Source organism: Acinetobacter sp. YH01024 (assembly GCF_013420195.1).
GTDB classification, from domain to species: Bacteria; Pseudomonadota; Gammaproteobacteria; order Pseudomonadales; family Moraxellaceae; genus Acinetobacter; species Acinetobacter amyesii.
Window position 1 is genome coordinate 17,446 of record NZ_VOYQ01000025.1, and the last position, 17,347, is coordinate 34,792.

Below are 17,347 nucleotides of genomic sequence, written 5' to 3' on the forward strand. Positions count from 1 at the left end.
CGGAGCATGAACCGCCCTTTTTTATGGTGAATGTATGACACAACAATCCACTGTCGTTGCACAGATGCGACAACTGATTCAACTCTTGGCGAAACATAACCATGCCTACTATGTCATGGACACGCCAGAAATTGAGGACAGTGAATATGATCAACTTTTTCACCAATTAAAAGCCTTAGAAGAGCAATACCCTGATTTAGTGCAACCTGATACACCAACCACAAAAGTGGGTGGAAAGGCCTTGTCTAAGTTTGAATCTGTAACCCATGCAGTACCCATGTTGTCATTGGGTAATGTGTTTAATGCAGAAGATTTATTTGCCTTTGCCCGTCGTGCGGAAGAGCGCTTACCGAATCAAAAAATTGAATATGATGTCGAATTAAAATTTGATGGGCTGGCCATTTCTCTTTGGTATGAAAATGGCATTTTAGTCCGTGGTGTGACACGGGGTGATGGTGAAACAGGGGAAGACATTACCCAAAATGTAAAAACCATTCGAAATTTACCTAAAGTACTGACTACTACAAAGACTGAAATTCCAAGTCTGCTTGAAGTTCGTGGTGAAGTCCTGATGCCAAAGTCAGGCTTTGAAAAGCTCAATGCTGAAAACGAAGCCAAAGGTGAAAAAACCTTTGCCAACCCACGAAATGCAGCAGCAGGCAGCTTACGTCAACTCGACCCTGCAATTGCGGCTTCACGTCCTTTGGCTTTTTATGCTTATGGCATTGCACAGTGCGAACCACATCATGGTCAAACCACCATGTCTGCTAGCTTAGAATGGCTGACACAGTTTGGTTTTGCTGTCGGTGAACGTCACTTTATTTGTGACAGCATTCAGGACGTACAAGCTGCGTATGAGCAAATGATCATTGATCGTCCAAGCCTGAGTGTTGAAATTGATGGCATGGTGATTAAGGTAAATAGCCTGAAGCAGCAGCAAACATTGGGTTTTTTAAGTCGTGAACCACGTTGGGCAACGGCATATAAATTCCCTGCAGTCGCAGCGCTGACGACGATTGAAAATATTGATTGGCAAGTGGGGCGTACAGGGACTTTAACCCCAGTCGCGCGTTTAAACCCTGTTGCAGTCGGTGGGGTAACAGTTTCCAATGTGACTCTACATAATATTGGTGAAATTCACCGTTTAGATGTACGTGTAGGAGACACGGTCAGTGTCTACCGTAGCGGTGATGTGATTCCAAAAGTGGAAAAAGTATGGCCTGAATTCCGTCCTGTAGATACGGTAGAAGTTCAGTTGCCTGCATGTTGTCCAGTCTGCGCATCTCCTGTCGTGATGCCCGAAGGTGAAGCCTTGGCACGTTGTTCAGGTGGTTTGTACTGTGCTGCACAGCGTATTGAGGCGATTCGTCACTTTGTATCACGTAAAGCTATGGACATTGAGGGCTTAGGCGACCGTTGGGCGGAATCACTTTTACATTTGGATCTGCTCAAAGATGTTGCTGATATTTATAGCTTGCATGAGCATCGTGAAAAATTACTGACTATTGAAAAAATGGGTGAGAAGTCAGTTCAAAACCTTATCGATTCCATTGAAAATAGTAAGAAAACGACACTAGGTGCATTTATTTATGCACTCGGTATTCGAGGCGTGGGGGAAACAACGGCACGCATGCTCGCCAATACCTTCCAAACCTTTGATGCGATTCGCCATGCAGATCTCGAATCCTTGAAAAAAACGCCAGACGTTGGTGATATTACCGCAGAATGGATAGTCGACTTTTTCCAAGCGCCGCATAATCTCGAAGTGGTTGATCGTTTGTTGGCAGCAGGGATTCATTGGGATGCACCGGTTGCGCCAAGTCGTCAGCCACTGAGTGGCGAAAGTTGGGTGATTACAGGGACTCTGAGCACCATGGGGCGTGATGAAGCGACGCAAATGCTACAAGCTTTAGGCGCACGTGTCAGTGGTAGTGTTTCAGGTAAAACCAAATGTGTAGTTGCGGGTGAAAAGGCAGGTTCTAAATTAGAAAAGGCTGAAAAGTTGGGTGTTCCCGTGATGAGTGAAGAAGAGTTTATTGCCTTTGTACAACAGCATAATGCTTCTTAAGTATTGAAAAATTTAACCTGAAAACGTAGTTACTTTTGAACAAACGCCTGATGCATTGCATTGGGCGTTTTTATTTTTGGTGCTTAACATGATTGAGTGAGCGTGTCAGTTGTTGGTGATAGATCAGACAGCATTCCTCAACATTACTCACGAAATATTTTGTTAAAGCGTGAATGTATTGAGACACAATTTTAGCCATAAAAAAGCAGCCCTGAAGCTGCTTATTTTTATTCAGTGATCACATTATTCTTGATCAACTTTCATTGGTTTTACATCCATTTCTTGATAGGAAACCAACTTAGTTTTGTGTTTCCACTTATAACCGAACCAAATGGCAAGGAATAAGAAAATACCAATATAGGTAGAAACAACGGCCAACCACTCACCATCTAAAACGGCTTGATAGTTCTGACCAAGGACCACGATGGCACACAAAATAAAGGCAAACCACGGTGCAAATGGGAAGAATTTTGCACGGTAAGCAAGATCTTCTAATTTATTGCCTTGAGCCAAGTAGCCTTTACGGAAGCGATAATGTGAAACTGCAATACCGAGCCACACAATAAAGCCACACATACCTGACATGTTCAGTAACCAGTTAAAGACCGCTTGTTCACCGATAAATGTGGTTAAGAAGCACAGTGCCGCAATCGCTGTAGTTGCATAAAGTGCATTCATTGGTACGCCACGTGCATCTAAGCGACCAAAGACTTTCGGCGCACTGCCTTTACGTGCCATATCAAAGAGCATACGGGTAGAGGAGTACATACCAGAGTTACCCGCTGATAAAATCGCAGTTAAGATCACCGCATTCATCACCGATGCAGCAAAGGCAAAACCTGCTTTTTCATACAGTAAGGTAAATGGTGATAGTGCAATATTTTCAGTAGATGCTGCTTGTAATAAACGTGGGTCATCATAGGCAATAAGAGTGCCGATAATGAAAATACACACGATATAAAACAACAAGATACGCCAGAAAATTTGCTTGATGGCAATAGGGATGGTCTTTTCAGGATCTTTCGATTCACCTGCAGCCACACCAACCATTTCAGTCCCTTGGAAAGAGAAACCAGCAATCATGGCCACACCAATCAAGGCAGATAAACCACCGACAAATGGGGCTTCACCCTTGCTCCAGTTGGCAAATGTTTCTACACCCGGTGTCAGCATGATTTTGCCAATCATAAACAGACCGATAATGATAAAGGCAACAATTGCGAGCACTTTAACAAGGGAGAAGAAGAATTCGGATTCACCAAAGCCTTTTACGGTCAGCGCATTAATGGCAAAGACGATTGCGAGGAAAATCGCACTCCAGTAAAAGCCCGGAATATCTGGAAACCAGAATTTCATAATGAATTGGACTGCAACCAATTCAAATGCCACGGTAATCGCCCAGTTGTACCAATAGTTCCAACCCAAAGCGAAGCCGAAACCGCCCTCGACATATTTGGTGCCGTAGGTAAAGAATGCACCCGAAGTTGGGTTATGTGTTGCAAGCTCACCTAAACTGGTCATCAAGAAGTAAATCATGATACCAATTAAGCAGTATGCGAGCAGGGCGCCACCCGGGCCTGCATTGGCAATGGTTGCACCTGAGGCAAGGAATAAACCTGTACCAATTGATCCACCAATTGCAATCATGTTGAGATGGCGAGCACCCAACTTACGCTGAAGCTGAGCTGGTTTTTGAGTTTCGCTCATCATTGTTCCTTAAGATTTTTTTGCGTGCTCGCAAACAAGACTTTAAATCCTTGTTGGTCGGCTTTGATTGTACATTGACCATAATGCTGCTCAATTAAAGTCGGATAATTGAGGAATCGGTTGGCAACAATCCAAAGCTCACCCCCAGACTTCAAATGTCTGCGCGAAGTTTTGCATAGATTTTCACTGGCATTGTAGTCGGTTTGAATCCCTTGATGGAAGGGTGGATTGCTGACTATGGCATGTAAAAATAGTGGTGCATCCTCGATTCCTGTGACCGCTTTAATTTCAAGTTGTTCAGGTTCAAGCAAATTTTGTTCAAATGTCATTTGTGTAGACGCCAGTGCAAAGGCATCTACATCCATGGCAAAAATACGATTTTTAGGATTCAGTTTGGCTAAATATGCACTGATAACACCCGCTCCACAGCCAAAATCAGCAATTTTGCCCGAAGTCATCTGTGATAAATAAGGCAATAAGGTAGCCGTACCCACATCTAAACGGTTCTGGCTAAAGACACCCGGCAGTGCGCAAATCGTAAGCTCACCATTTGGGGTTTCAACTGGATATTTTTGCACCCAATCTTGCAGTGGCTTCAGTGTGACAGTTTTTTCCAATAGGGTTTGCCACATTTGACAGTGACGCGCGCTATCAATTTTTAGTGTTTTACCAAAGGGCTGTAATTGTTTTGCAGCGCGTTCAACACCGCCTTTTTTCTCACCCACGAGGAAAATAGATGCACCTTGAGCAAGATGACTTGCGACATTGTGTAATAAATAATTTAGCAGTTCTTTTGATTTCGGAACAAAAATAACCGCTTGATCAAACTGACCTTCAGGAAAATCGACACCAAAATGGACGTTTGACTGTTGATTTTGAAAGTACTGAAAATCATTAAAATTCCAGCACCAAATCGATGGCTTAATATTGTCATTCAATTGACTGAGTAAGTCATCTGTCGGTGCATTTACGAAAAGCACGCGATCTTGTAATAAATCGATCTGTCGTATAACGACTTCACTTGTGAGATCCATAGATTTCTCCATCATAAAAAACACTGCCTAGGGCGGAACCTAGGCAGTGTTCTTTGACAAATGAACTTACTTCTTCACTTCAGGAAGAACAATATTCAAAATAAGGGCAGCGATACCACCAGTGGCAACGCCTGAACTGAAGATATTACGGAACAATTCAGGAAGATGTTCAAGGATTTGTGGTACTTGTGCAACACCTAGACCCAATGCCAATGAAATCGCAATGATTAATAGTGCGCGGCGGTCTAAATGAATGCCTGACAAGATATTGATACCCGAGGCTGCTACAGCACCAAACATTACCATCACAGCACCACCAAGCACGGCTTGTGGAACCGCTTGAATGACACCTGCTACAGCAGGAAGTAAGCCTAAAATAACCAAAAGGGCAGCAATCCAAATGCCCACATAGCGGCTTGCAACACCTGTTAACTGAATGACACCGTTGTTTTGCGCAAATACAGAACTTGGGAACGTGTTAAAGATACCGGCAAGGAATGAGTTTGCACCATTCACCAATACACCACCTTTAATACGCTTCATCCATTCAGGACCATCTACAGCTTGATTTGAAAGCTTAGAAGTCGCGGTAATATCACCAATCGCTTCCAAGGATGTCACAAGGTAGATAAATGCCATTGGAATGAACAAGCTCCAAGAGAAGCTTAAGCCAAAGTGCATCGGTGTTGGAATTTGAACCAGTGGCGCATCTTTTAAACCATCAAAGTTTAAATGACCCATAAAGCCTGCAAGGATGTAACCCACGACTAAGGCAATCAGGATGGCAGAACTCTTTACCCATGTAATACGTACACGGTTCAGTAAAATGATAAGTGCCAAAACGGTACAAGACATGATGAGGTTGTCTGCATTGGCAAATGTTTTATCGCCCATGGCTTGATAACCACCACCCATGCTGATCAGGCCTTCTTTAATTAAAGTCAGACCAATCAATAACACCACGATACCTGTTACCAATGGAGTGATCAGTTTTTTCACCCACGGTAAGATCCGTGATACGCCCATTTCAATGAATGAACCCGCGATCACCACACCAAAGATAGATGCCATCACTGCTTCTACAGGTGTACCTGCCGCAACCATTGCAGAACCAATACCGATAATAGGACCAATAAAGTTAAAGCTGGTTCCTTGTACAATCAGTAGACCTGCACCAAATGGACCGACTTTTTTACATTGTAAAAAGGTTGCGATACCAGAGATCACCAATGACATCGAAAGAATCATATTGGTGTCTTCTTTTGACACACCAAGTGCCAAACAGATCAGCAGACCCGGCGTCACAATTGGGACAATAATGGCCAATAAATGTTGAAACGCAGCGAGGAAAGCAATAAAAGGTTTTGGTCGATCATTCAATCCATAGACTAAATCGAGTTGATCTTTTGCTTCGGGAGATTGGTTTAAATCAGACATGCGGCACTGAAAATTAAGGCTAGGTGGCGCTATTCTAATCTGTTTACACAGCTTTACAAAACCAAAAGCGTGCCAGTCGTCAAAAAAAATGCGATTGTCAATAAACTGTCACTACTAAAATCTATATTTTTTCTGTATAATTTGCCCTCAAACTTTAGGCGTATCGAATTCACATGTCAGATATTAAAACTCTCCGTAACATTGCCATCATCGCGCACGTCGACCATGGTAAAACTACTCTTGTAGACAAACTTTTACAGCAATCAGGTGCTCTTGGCGATCGCGCAGGCGAGATCGAACGTGTAATGGATTCTGGCGCTATTGAAAGTGAACGTGGTATTACCATTCTTGCAAAAAACACTGCAATCAAATGGTTAGACAAGCGTACTAACACTGAATACCGTATCAATATCGTGGATACCCCGGGACACGCCGACTTCGGTGGTGAAGTAGAACGTGTAATGTCAATGGTTGACTGCGTACTTCTTCTTGTTGACTCTCAAGAAGGCCCAATGCCACAAACTCGTTTTGTAACGCAAAAAGCGTTCGCACGTGGTTTGAAACCAATCGTAATTATTAACAAAGTGGACAAGCCAAACGCTCGTCCAGACTGGGTAATTGACCAAGTATTTGATTTGTTCGACAACCTTGGTGGTTCTGACGAACAGTTAGACTTCCCAGTTGTATATGCTTCAGGTCTTCGTGGTGTGGCTGGTCCATCTCCAGAAGAACTTGCTGAAGACATGACTCCATTGTTCGAAACAATTGTAGACATCGTTGAACCACCAGCGGTTGACGTTGACGGTCCATTCCAAATGCAAGTGTCTTCACTTGACTATAACAGCTTCGTAGGTGTTATCGGTGTTGGTCGTATTCAACGTGGTTCAGTGAAATTAAACACTCCTGTAACTGTAATCGACAAAGACGGTAAAACACGTAACGGTCGTATCTTAAAAATCATGGGTTACCATGGATTAGAGCGTATCGATGTTGAATCAGCTTCTGCTGGTGACATCGTTTGTGTAACGGGTATTGATGAACTTCATATCTCTGACACAATCTGTGATCCAAAAGCAGTTGAAGCTTTACCTGCACTTTCTGTAGACGAACCTACTGTATCGATGACTTTCCAAGTAAACAACTCACCGTTTGCTGGTAAAGAAGGTAAATTCGTAACTTCACGTAATATCCGTGAACGTCTAGATCGCGAATTGATTCACAACGTAGCATTACGTGTTGAAGATACTGACAGTCCTGACCGTTTCAAAGTATCTGGTCGTGGTGAGCTTCACCTTTCAGTTCTTATTGAAAACATGCGTCGTGAAGGCTTCGAAATGGGCGTATCTCGTCCACAAGTAATCATCAAAGAAATTGATGGTGAAAAACAAGAGCCATACGAAAACGTAACGTTTGACGTTGAAGAGCAGCACCAAGGCGCTGTAATGGAACAAATGGGTCACCGTAAAGGTGAAATGACCAATATGGAAGTTGACGGTAAAGGCCGTATCCGTATTGAAGCAACAGTTCCTTCACGTGGTTTGATTGGTTTCCGTTCTGAATTCTTAACTATGACTTCAGGTACAGGTATCATGACTTCAAGCTTCTCGCACTACGGTCCAATGAAACAAGGTACTGTTGCGAAACGTCAAAACGGTGTGTTGATTTCTATGGTTCAAGGTACTTGCTTGGGCTATGCACTATTCAGCTTACAAGACCGTGGCCGTCTATTCGCTAAACCTCAGTTAGAAGTTTATGAAGGTATGATCGTTGGTATTAACTCGCGTTCAGACGACATGACTGTTAACCCAACTAAAGCGAAACAGTTAACTAACGTACGTGCTTCTGGTACTGATGATGCGTTGACTCTTGTTCCGCACATTGAATTTACGCTTGAACAAGCGCTTGAATTTATTGAAGACGACGAATTAGTTGAAGTAACGCCTAAGTCAATCCGTATCCGTAAACGCTGGTTGACTGAAAACGAACGTAAACGTAACCGTAACGTTTAATTTTACAGTTTCAAAAAAACCGCTGACTTAGGTTAGCGGTTTTTTTATGCATGGGCGTTTTGAATAAAAATGCAAAAATTGAATGACTTTATTCATTTAATTCGACATGCATAATTTTGATAAATCCTTTTTAATAGAATGTATTACCAAAATCAAAAATGTTTTGTGTGAATTTTTATACATGGCATTTAGAATCTAATAAAAACCAAGTAAATTAGGTGGAAATAGTTATACAGATATAATGTATACTTCGTCACAAAATTAAAGCTGAAAAAATTTCTGGAGATCACATGAGTATTATTCAAGAATTTAGAGAATTTGCCGTAAAAGGCAACGTGATGGACTTGGCTGTAGGTGTCATCATTGGTGGTGCTTTCGGTAAAATCATCGATTCAATGGTAAAAGACATTATCATGCCTTTTATTTCTTGGATCCTTGGTGGTGACGTTGATTATTCAAATTGGTTCTTAGTATTGGGCGATAACCCAAACAATTTAACCACGCTAAAAGCAGCACAGGATGCAGGCCTTAATGTTTTGGCTTACGGTAACTTCTTAACTATCTTAATCAACTTCTTGCTTTTGGCATGGGTCGTATTCTGGTTAGTGAAATTGATGAACAAATTGCGCCGTCAAAAAGTTGAAGAGCCAGCTCCAGAGGCGACTCCAGAAGATATCGAATTACTTCGTGAAATTCGTGATGAATTAAAACGTAAAGGTTAATCCTTTAGCAGTGAAAACGGCGCTTAAAGCGCCGTTTTTTATTGTGAATTTTGTTGAGGCGTCATTTTCATAAACTTAGGTTCTGATGTCGAAAAAACAATGCCATTTCGAATGCCTGTAAATACTTCATTTGCTTCTTCAGGTGATTCGGGTGCGCAGGCTTGTTGACCTAATATAAATAAGACTAAAGGGTGATTTTTGGATAATTTGCTAATTTGCTGTATCGCATCATACCATTTTGATTCATCGTTACGATTCCCATCTAAATCTAGTGCCAACTGGACTTCACCATGAGGGTTCATATCTTGATCATCATATAATGCTTGGATAAGTGCATGCTTTCGTTCACCTCGAATGATTGTAAAATCTGTTGTATCGACAGTGCCAAGACGAAAATAGTTGTAATAGCCCAATGGAATGTCCTTTGTTTATTATTAAGTAGAATTGATTTAGTGCAATGTTATCTGGTTGCTATGATTTATATTATATGATTGAAAACCGCCAGCCAATGTTCTGAACGATTGAAAAAAATACTGGGATTATGTGCTTTAAGATGAAAAGCACATATTCGCGATATACTCGTTATAGCATGTTCAATGTGGGTGCTATGTTACATCCGAAACTTAATTTCTAATAAATGCCAGCCAAATTGGCTTTTGATCGGACCATGCAGTTCACGTTCAGGTAGGGTAAATACCGCTTTATCAATTGGGCCAACCAACTGGCCTTTTTTAATGTCGCCAAGCTCGCCGCCTTTTTTACCCGAAGGACATGTCGAATGCTGCTTCGCAATTTTGGCAAAGTCCGCACCGCCTTTGATTTTCTTTTTCAGTTGCTCACATAGTTCTTTATCTTTGACTAATATGTGGCGAACAATCGCAGACTTCATGCTTTATTTCCTTTCAGAGTTTTCTTAGTCTGCATTTTAACCTTTTTTAAAGGCTGGCACTCAGGGCAAAACACCGATGCACGTTGTCCCAGTTTGATATTTTGCAACGTGGTTTCACAGTTGATGCACATTTCACCGGCACGTCCGTAGGCGAGCAGGGTTTGCTGGAAATAACCATTTTCACCCATCGCATTGCTGTAATCGCGTAAAGTTGAACCGCCTAAATCAATCGCCTGTTTTAAAATGCGTTTGATTTCGATGACCATTTTTTCAACTTGTTCAAAACTCAAACTCGATGCAGGCTGCGCAGGGTGTATGCCGAGGTTAAATAAGCTTTCCGTTGCATAAATATTGCCGACTCCGACCACGATATGATTGTCCATGATCGATACTTTGATACCGGTCTGCTTATTTTTAAATTTTTGGAATAAGTATTCAGCATTAAACGCATCACTCAGCGGTTCAGGGCCAAGCGTGTCAATCAGTTTGCTTCGAGACGATGCATCTAACCATAAAATACAGCCAAAACGGCGTGGATCGTGATAGCGCAATTGCATATCTTCAAAATGAATCACCAGATGATCATGCTTGCGTAATGCTTCATGACCTTCACAAATCCGAAAACTGCCAGACATGCCCAAATGCCACAACATGCTGTCCTGTTCAAATTCAGCCAAAATATATTTTGATCGACGGCTGAGCTGAAGCAGCTTTTGTCCGGCGAGTTTTTGAATGTCGTCAGGAATTGGCCAACGCAGACTCGACTGAAAAACCTCAACTTTGAGAATCTTTTCATTCAATAATGGCAATAAACTGGTTTTAGTGGTTTCTACTTCTGGTAATTCAGGCATAAAGGTCGAAGCAATGGGTCATTCAAGTTATGCATACTATTGGGTCTAGCCCTACAGAATGCAAGTTTCATCGCGGTCTGAGGAATGCATGAACAGGTTATTGATTATTAATTGTGAGAATAATAAACCAATAAGTCACGATGATGAGTTTAAGCAAGCGATCAGAATTTTAAAATTTAATTTTTTAAAAAATATAAGATATTGAAAAATAAAAACTAAAAATATTCCATAACAATAGATTTATTTAAAATCACTTATTAATAAATTAAAGTTTTGTGAATGATAAAAATAATGCTGAGATAGAACGTGAAAAATTATGTAATTTTTGTGACATTAGATTTCAAGCCTTAAGGCTTGTCTAGGGACTCTCTCCAGATTTAGGTTTTACCATGAAAAAATACAGTCTAGCTCTTCTACCTGCATTTGTTGCAGCAGCCATGACACATGTTCACGCCGCAGAAGCATTCGATACTAAAGGTCAGTACATGCTCGGGGATTGGGATGGTAAACGTACCGAACTTGCACAACAAGGTGTGAAGTTTGAGGCCAATATTGCTGCTGATGCTGCCTATCTTGCCGATGGCGGTCGTAATCCAGGACATTCAGCAACGGTAGCCAGCCAATTGTGGTTAGGAACACAGCTGGATATGGAAAAACTCGCAGGTTGGGATGGCGTGACTGTGCGTGCCGTGATGACTGCTCGTCAAGGTCAAAGTACCTCAGTTCGTGATTTGCAAGGAGATGTTCCTCAATTGGCAAATGCACAAGCCAATTTTGGTCGTGGTAATCAGAAAACTCGCTTATCTGAACTGTCTATTGAAAAGCAATTTAAACAGCAAGGCTTAAGCATTAAAGCAGGTCGTTTAGGTCTAGGTATGGACTTCAACGTGATGGGATGCGACTTTGCCAGTACAGCATTTTGTGCTGCCCAAATGGGTAAATGGCAAGGTAACATCTGGATGAATACGCCAGTATCTCAATGGGGTGCACGTGTTAAACAAGAACTTAACCCAGAACTTGCTGTTCAAGTGGGTGTATATGAATACAACCCTGAAAATGCGTTAGAGCGTCACGGTTGGAACCTAGATACAGACAATGCTGATGGCGTAACTATTCCGGCAGAAGTGATCTGGACACCGAAGAACTTTGTGAATGGTTTACCGGGTAGCTACCGTGTTGGTGGTATGTATAACACGGCTGATGATGCAGAGAATCAGTATGATGTCGCTAAAGGTACAGTAAATGGCGTAGGTGTTGATGGTAAAAATCGTACCTTTGCCGGCTGGTTAGCCGTAGAACAACAGTTGACTTCAACTGGTAATGGCCGCCAAGGTCTGCATTCATTTGCTAACTTTACCTGGCATGATCGTGATACCAACAAAGTAGATAACTCACAACAAATCGGTCTGAAATATATTGGTCTGGTGGATAGCCAGCCAAATGATATTTTGGGTTTAGCAGTTAACCGTGTGCATGTAAATGACCGCTTCGCAGATTCACGTCCAGTATATGATGCGAGTGCGGAATACAACATCGAGTTGAACTATAGCTACAACCCGACCAAATGGTTGATGCTACGTCCGAACCTTCAATATGTTATTAATCCAGGTTCAACGAATCGAGTTGATGATGCTTTCCTAATTGGTTTAAGCTCTAAGGTAATCTTCTAATGTCAAAATAGGTGCTCTATGCAAAGTAAATTTAACGTCACATCATTTAAGACACATTTACTTTGCCTGACGGCATGTATTAGCCAACAGCTGTATGCAGAAACAGGTTCTACGGAACCTGTTTTACTTCCTGAGATTACCATTGAAGCACCACGAACCAATACCACGTGGTTAAAAACACCTGCATCGGTATACCGTGTACAGCAAGCTGAAAATAATAACAATACGGGTGTGAATCTGTCTGAAACCTTAAAAGGTGTGCCCGGACTACAACTGAATAACCGTGAAAACTATGCACAAGACTTGCAACTGTCTATGCGAGGCTTTGGCGCACGTTCAACATTTGGTGTGCGTGGTATCCGTTTATATGTTGATGGAATCCCTGCGACCATGCCGGATGGTCAGGGACAGACATCAAATATCGATATGAGTAGCTTAAATCATATCGAAGTGTTGGGCGGGCCATTTTCCTCTTTATACGGTAACTCTTCGGGTGGAGCGATTTTAACAACGACCAAACAAGGTACTGGAAAAGACTCGATCGAACTCGGCTATTCAGGCGGCAGTCATAATAAAAGCCGTGCTGACATTGTGTTGCAAGGTGGCTCAGAACAGGCCAATGAGCCTAACTATGTCATGAGTTCTTCTTATTTTGAAACCGATGGTTACCGTGATCATAGTGCCGCAAATAAAGTACTTAGCAATGCAAAACTGACTTGGGATCTGGATGATGGTTCTAAGGTCAATTGGATTGTGAATCATGTGGATATCAATGCCGAGGATCCGCAAGGGTTGAGTCAACAAGAATGGAAAGAAAATCCTAAGCAAGTTCAAGCAAATGTTTTTAAATATGATGTACGTAAAGATATTCAACAAACACAAACAGGTTTAACTTGGACTAAACCAATCAATGATCGTCATGAAATTTATGTAATGGGTTATGTAGGACATCGTGAAGTCACTCAGTATCAAGGTATTCCAAATACTGTGCAAAGAAATCCCGAGCATGCAGGTGGGGTGATTGATTTTGATAGGGATTATTATGGAGCAGATTTCCGTTGGACTGGTAAGGATTTATTACCAAATACACGTCTTAGCTTAGGCTTGGCTGTTGATCAAATGGATGAAGAACGACGTGGTTATGAAAATTTCAAAAGAACTTCTGTTAATACTTCTGCAACAGATTATGATTTTGGTCATAAGGGAAATTTACGCCGAGAAGAAAATAATACCCTTTGGAATATAGATCCTTATTTACAAGCTTCGTGGCAATTTTTACCTACAGTTCGATTAGACACTGGCTTGCGTTATAGCAATGTTCGTTATGAATCTAAAGATCGCTATTTAGCTAATGGTGATGATAGTGGTAAAAATAAGTATGATAAATTTTTACCATCAGCGGCATTATCTTGGGAAATTACTCCTGATTTGACGAGTTATATCAGTTTTGCCAAAGGTTTTGAAACACCGACATTTACAGAAAGTGCCTACCGTTTAGATCCAGTTGAACCGAGTCAAATCATCGGCGGAATAAATAATGATTTAGATCCATCTTCAAGTGATAACTATGAGTTAGGCTTTAAGGCGCAAAATGATTATGGTTTATTCACTTTGGCAGGTTTTTATACAAAAACGCATGATGATATTGTTTCATACCTGAGTGATGCAGGTCGCACAGTTTATAAAAATGCCGATCAAACCTTGAGAAAAGGTATTGAGTTTTCTTGGCAACATAAGCTTTGGAACGATTTAACTGCACAAGCGAGTTATAGCTATATTGATGCAAAATTTGATTCTCCCTATTCAAATTCTGATGGTATAGCAATTGAAAAGGGTAATTACATCCCAGGTATTGCAAAGAACCAAGCTTATGCTGCGCTAGGATGGCAACCTGAAGCGGGTTTTAATGCGGGTGTTGAAGTGCGTTATATGGACAAGATTTATGCCAATGATGCTAATTCTGAAACAGCTCCAAGCTATAGCGTGACGTCTGTTAATGTTGGCTATTTGTGGAAAAACAATGATTGGAAAGTACGTAGCTATGCACGAATAGATAATCTTTTTGATGAAGACTATGTGGGTTCAGTTATCGTCAATACATCAGGATCACAAGGCGTCTATCGTTATTATGAGCCTGCTGATGGTTTGAATTGGAGTGCAGGATTAAGTGTGACCAAAGCCTTCTAAAAGGAGAGTAATGTGGCGTTGTTATTTCAACCAATTCAGTTTGGAACATTGGGGCTGACTAATCGAATCGTGATTGCACCCATGTGTCAGTATTCAGCCAATGAGCAAGGGGAGTTAAGCTATTGGCATGAGCAACAATGGGCGAATTATGCCTTGTCAGGTGCTGGACTTTGTATCGTCGAAGCAACGGCTGTACAGGCAGAGGGGCGCATTAGCTATGCAGACCTCGGCCTTTGGAATGATATGCAACGTGCACAGATGAAGGCACTATTGGCCAAGGTGAAATCACTTTCACCTATGCCATTTGCTATCCAACTGGCACATGCGGGTCGTAAGGCATCGACAGATAAACCTTGGGCAGGACGTGGACAATTACCCCCAGATCATCCTCAAGGATGGCAAACTGTTTCAGCCAGTGAGTTGCCCTTTAATGTCACAGATCATGCACCCCATACTTTAAGCCGAGAAGAAATCCAGCAGATCATTCAAGACTTTGCCGATTCAGCAAAACGAGCGGTAGATGCAGGCTTTGACTTAATTGAGCTACATGCCGCACATGGTTATTTGCTGCATCAATTTATGTCGCCATTGTCGAATCAGCGTAGCGATGAATATGGTGGCAGTCTGGAAAATCGCATTCGGCTGACGCTTGAAGTGTTCCAAGCCATGAAAAATGCCGTTCCTGAAGATTATCCAATTGGGGTACGTATTTCCGCAACTGACTGGATGGAATATACTGAAGCACCGAGTTGGGATCTAGACTCGGCTGTTGGCTTGTCAAAAGCGCTTGCACAACTAGGCACAGCCTATATTCATGTTTCTAGTGGCGGCTTAGATGTTGCGCAAAAAATTCAATTACAAGCCAGTTATCAAGTGCCTTTTGCTGAAGCCATAAAGCAAGCCGTTCAGGTTCCCGTCATTGCTGTGGGTTTAATAACCGAAGCAATGCAAGCCGAAGGCATCTTACAATATGGCATGGCAGATGCGATTGGTCTTGCTCGTGCAATTCAATATGACCCGCGTTGGCCATGGCATGCCGCTGCTGAACTCGGTGAAAATTTAAAAATTTCTCCGCAGTATTTACGCTGTCAACCGCATGCACAAAGAAGTCAATTTACGGCTTTCTAATTTTCAAAATTTATAGCGGTCCGATCTACACTCTCAGGTTGAGGGTGTGGATGGCAGAGTCTATTACACAGGATATTTCGTATGGTCTTTGAGGTGATTGGTCCAATCTTTTTTCTTTTGGCCTTGGGATATCTGTCTGTAAAATGCAGTTTATTGAGTAAAGAACAGGTCGGAACCATTGGCGCATTTGTGATTAAGATTGCATTGCCGACTTTGTTTTTTCAGTCATTAGCTTCTAAAGATTTGCATCAAATTTGGTATCCCGGCTATTTCTTTGTTTATACCGGAGTCACATTTTTATTGTATGGCATGGCCTATTGGCTATTGTCGACACATTTTAAAAATAATATGTCGCAAACAGCGGTACTGTCACTAGGCGCTGGTATGTCAAATACAGGTTTAATTGGCACTGCAGTGCTAAGCTTGTTGGTCGGTCAAAATGCGATGACCTATACCTCACTAATCGTCATTATTGAAAGTGTGCTACTGATTCCAACGGTACTGGTCCTTGCGCAATTAGGAAGTTCACAGCAAAAAGCCAATATTGGCGACATCATCAAAAATACCTTATTTACCCTGTTAAAAAATCCACTCTTTGCAGGGGTAATGTTAGGGATTGGATTTGCAATTTTCCAAATCCGTTTGCCACATCAAATCAATGATGTACTGGCGATGTTAGGTCAAACAGCTTCACCATTGGCGCTGTTTGCAATTGGTGGGGGAATTGTCGGTATGAGCTTAAAGTGTGTGAATGCTCAGAGCTTCTATTTGGTGATTTCAAGCAACTTGGTGATGCCTTTACTGACTTATTTAGGCTTACGCTATTTGACCGATGTCAGCCAAGAGATGTTATATGCAGGGACGATTATTGCCGCATTGCCGATGCCGACGATTTTTGCCATGCTAGGACAAGTGTATGGCTTAAATGAAAAGACCTTAACGCCTTTGTTGATGAGTACCATCTTGGGCTTTGTCGTAACAGGCGTATTAATCAGTCTGTGGTGGGCGTGATTTTGATCAGCTAAAAATTTGCTTAACCCCATGAAAAAGCCCTGCATGTGCAGTAATGCCAGTCAGTTAAGCAAATTTTAGAAAAATGTAGTAAAAATGAGTGTATGTAAATACGCTCATTTTTTTATGTCTTTATCTGAACATTTAGAATCTACCCTTGAACATTCTCTCCCTTCACTCAGCCATTTTCGTGAACTTATTGACTTAAACTGGATTGAAACAAGCCTTTATCAAACAGGTAAGGCATCGATCAGAAGGAGAAAATTACCTGCTGAGCACGTGGTGTGGCTCGTTATTGGACTTGCCTTGTTTCGAAATCAACCCATCAGTTATGTTGTAGAGCAATTAAAACTCGTGTTCGGTACAACAGAATATTGTGTTCCTAGTGCAGCTGTCCAAGCACGACAACGTTTAGGTCGAGAACCTTTAGCTACCTTGTTCTCTCTACTCAGCCAAGCATGGTTTGATGAAACACAGCAACAATATTCAAACTTTCAAGGACTTAGCATATGTGCTGTTGATGGGGTGGTTTGGTCTATGCCGCTGACCGAAGAGAACTTTAATCATTTTGGCTCATCTAAAGGTAAAACTGCTGTAGCACCTTACCCACAAGTGAGAGCCACGTGCCTAGTCA

General features: G+C 41.8%; 14 protein-coding genes. 8 read left to right on the top strand and 6 right to left on the bottom strand.

What is annotated here, in order from left to right:
- Positions 1-34: 34 nt before the first annotated feature.
- Positions 35-2,068, top strand: a complete 2,034-nt coding sequence (gene ligA, locus FTT88_RS11225) for an NAD-dependent DNA ligase LigA (RefSeq protein ID WP_180005020.1) — start codon at positions 35-37, stop codon at positions 2,066-2,068.
- 243 nt (positions 2,069-2,311) lie between these two features.
- Here the strand turns inward: ligA and FTT88_RS11230 are convergent, their stop codons facing one another.
- The 3 genes from FTT88_RS11230 to FTT88_RS11240 form a co-directional block, all read right to left on the bottom strand.
- Positions 2,312-3,775, bottom strand: coding sequence for an amino acid permease (locus tag FTT88_RS11230; RefSeq protein ID WP_180005021.1), 1,464 nt, complete (start codon positions 3,773-3,775; stop codon positions 2,312-2,314).
- Positions 3,775-4,809: a methyltransferase gene (locus FTT88_RS11235; protein WP_168378529.1), complete on the bottom strand. Its 1,035-nt coding sequence runs from the start codon at positions 4,807-4,809 to the stop codon at positions 3,775-3,777. Before FTT88_RS11235 ends, FTT88_RS11230 begins: the two co-directional genes overlap by 1 nt.
- Positions 4,810-4,875: 66 nt before the next feature.
- Positions 4,876-6,246, bottom strand: coding sequence for a uracil-xanthine permease family protein (locus FTT88_RS11240; RefSeq protein ID WP_078191151.1), 1,371 nt, complete (start codon positions 6,244-6,246; stop codon positions 4,876-4,878).
- Between the two features lie 173 nt (positions 6,247-6,419).
- Between FTT88_RS11240 and typA the strand changes: the two genes are divergently transcribed.
- Together typA and mscL are read left to right on the top strand one after the other, a co-directional pair.
- On the top strand, positions 6,420-8,255 hold the full coding sequence (gene typA / locus FTT88_RS11245; protein ID WP_078192340.1) for a translational GTPase TypA: 1,836 nt from the start codon (positions 6,420-6,422) through the stop codon (positions 8,253-8,255).
- A 290-nt stretch (positions 8,256-8,545) separates the two neighbouring features.
- Positions 8,546-8,977, top strand: a complete 432-nt coding sequence (mscL, locus tag FTT88_RS11250) for a large conductance mechanosensitive channel protein MscL (RefSeq protein ID WP_078192339.1) — start codon at positions 8,546-8,548, stop codon at positions 8,975-8,977.
- 38 nt (positions 8,978-9,015) lie between these two features.
- On the opposite strand, the gene FTT88_RS11255 is transcribed toward mscL, so the two are convergent.
- The 3 genes from FTT88_RS11255 to mutM form a co-directional block, all read right to left on the bottom strand.
- The gene (locus FTT88_RS11255) at positions 9,016-9,390 is read right to left on the bottom strand and encodes a hypothetical protein (protein WP_005007840.1); all 375 of its coding nucleotides are present in this window, start codon (positions 9,388-9,390) and stop codon (positions 9,016-9,018) included.
- A 197-nt stretch (positions 9,391-9,587) separates the two neighbouring features.
- Positions 9,588-9,866 carry a peptidylprolyl isomerase gene (locus FTT88_RS11260; protein WP_078192338.1) on the bottom strand — a complete coding sequence of 93 codons (279 nt, stop codon included), beginning with the start codon at positions 9,864-9,866 and terminating at the stop codon, positions 9,588-9,590.
- On the bottom strand, positions 9,863-10,717 hold the full coding sequence (gene mutM, locus FTT88_RS11265; protein WP_180005022.1) for a bifunctional DNA-formamidopyrimidine glycosylase/DNA-(apurinic or apyrimidinic site) lyase: 855 nt from the start codon (positions 10,715-10,717) through the stop codon (positions 9,863-9,865). The genes FTT88_RS11260 and mutM overlap by 4 nt, the downstream gene beginning before the upstream one ends.
- Positions 10,718-11,106: 389 nt before the next feature.
- On the opposite strand from mutM, the gene FTT88_RS11270 reads away from it, so the two are divergent.
- From FTT88_RS11270 to FTT88_RS11290, 5 genes are all read left to right on the top strand, one after another.
- A complete protein-coding gene (locus FTT88_RS11270; protein ID WP_180005023.1) occupies positions 11,107-12,387 on the top strand; it encodes a carbohydrate porin in 1,281 nt (426 codons plus the stop codon).
- An 18-nt stretch (positions 12,388-12,405) separates the two neighbouring features.
- Entirely contained in the window at positions 12,406-14,574 is a 2,169-nt protein-coding gene (locus FTT88_RS11275) for a TonB-dependent receptor (RefSeq protein WP_180005024.1), read from the top strand.
- Between the two features lie 12 nt (positions 14,575-14,586).
- Positions 14,587-15,702, top strand: coding sequence for an NADH:flavin oxidoreductase/NADH oxidase (locus FTT88_RS11280; protein WP_180005025.1), 1,116 nt, complete (start codon positions 14,587-14,589; stop codon positions 15,700-15,702).
- An 81-nt stretch (positions 15,703-15,783) separates the two neighbouring features.
- On the top strand, positions 15,784-16,713 hold the full coding sequence (locus FTT88_RS11285) for an AEC family transporter (protein ID WP_180005026.1): 930 nt from the start codon (positions 15,784-15,786) through the stop codon (positions 16,711-16,713).
- A gap of 126 nt (positions 16,714-16,839) precedes the next feature.
- Positions 16,840-17,347: transposase domain-containing protein (locus FTT88_RS11290; protein ID WP_180004907.1), on the top strand; the 508-nt coding region annotated here is incomplete at its 3' end.

What these genes read in the sequence shown, in the direction of transcription:
- ligA (WP_180005020.1), top strand. Translation starts at nt 35, where the DNA reads ATGACACAACAATCCACTGTCGTTGCACAGATGCGACAACTGATTCAA.
- FTT88_RS11230 (WP_180005021.1), bottom strand. Translation starts at nt 3,775, where the DNA reads ATGAGCGAAACTCAAAAACCAGCTCAGCTTCAGCGTAAGTTGGGTGCT.
- FTT88_RS11235 (WP_168378529.1), bottom strand. Translation starts at nt 4,809, where the DNA reads ATGGATCTCACAAGTGAAGTCGTTATACGACAGATCGATTTATTACAA.
- FTT88_RS11240 (WP_078191151.1), bottom strand. Translation starts at nt 6,246, where the DNA reads ATGTCTGATTTAAACCAATCTCCCGAAGCAAAAGATCAACTCGATTTA.
- typA (WP_078192340.1), top strand. Translation starts at nt 6,420, where the DNA reads ATGTCAGATATTAAAACTCTCCGTAACATTGCCATCATCGCGCACGTC.
- mscL (WP_078192339.1), top strand. Translation starts at nt 8,546, where the DNA reads ATGAGTATTATTCAAGAATTTAGAGAATTTGCCGTAAAAGGCAACGTG.
- FTT88_RS11260 (WP_078192338.1), bottom strand. Translation starts at nt 9,866, where the DNA reads ATGAAGTCTGCGATTGTTCGCCACATATTAGTCAAAGATAAAGAACTA.
- mutM (WP_180005022.1), bottom strand. Translation starts at nt 10,717, where the DNA reads ATGCCTGAATTACCAGAAGTAGAAACCACTAAAACCAGTTTATTGCCA.
- FTT88_RS11270 (WP_180005023.1), top strand. Translation starts at nt 11,107, where the DNA reads ATGAAAAAATACAGTCTAGCTCTTCTACCTGCATTTGTTGCAGCAGCC.
- FTT88_RS11275 (WP_180005024.1), top strand. Translation starts at nt 12,406, where the DNA reads ATGCAAAGTAAATTTAACGTCACATCATTTAAGACACATTTACTTTGC.
- FTT88_RS11285 (WP_180005026.1), top strand. Translation starts at nt 15,784, where the DNA reads ATGGTCTTTGAGGTGATTGGTCCAATCTTTTTTCTTTTGGCCTTGGGA.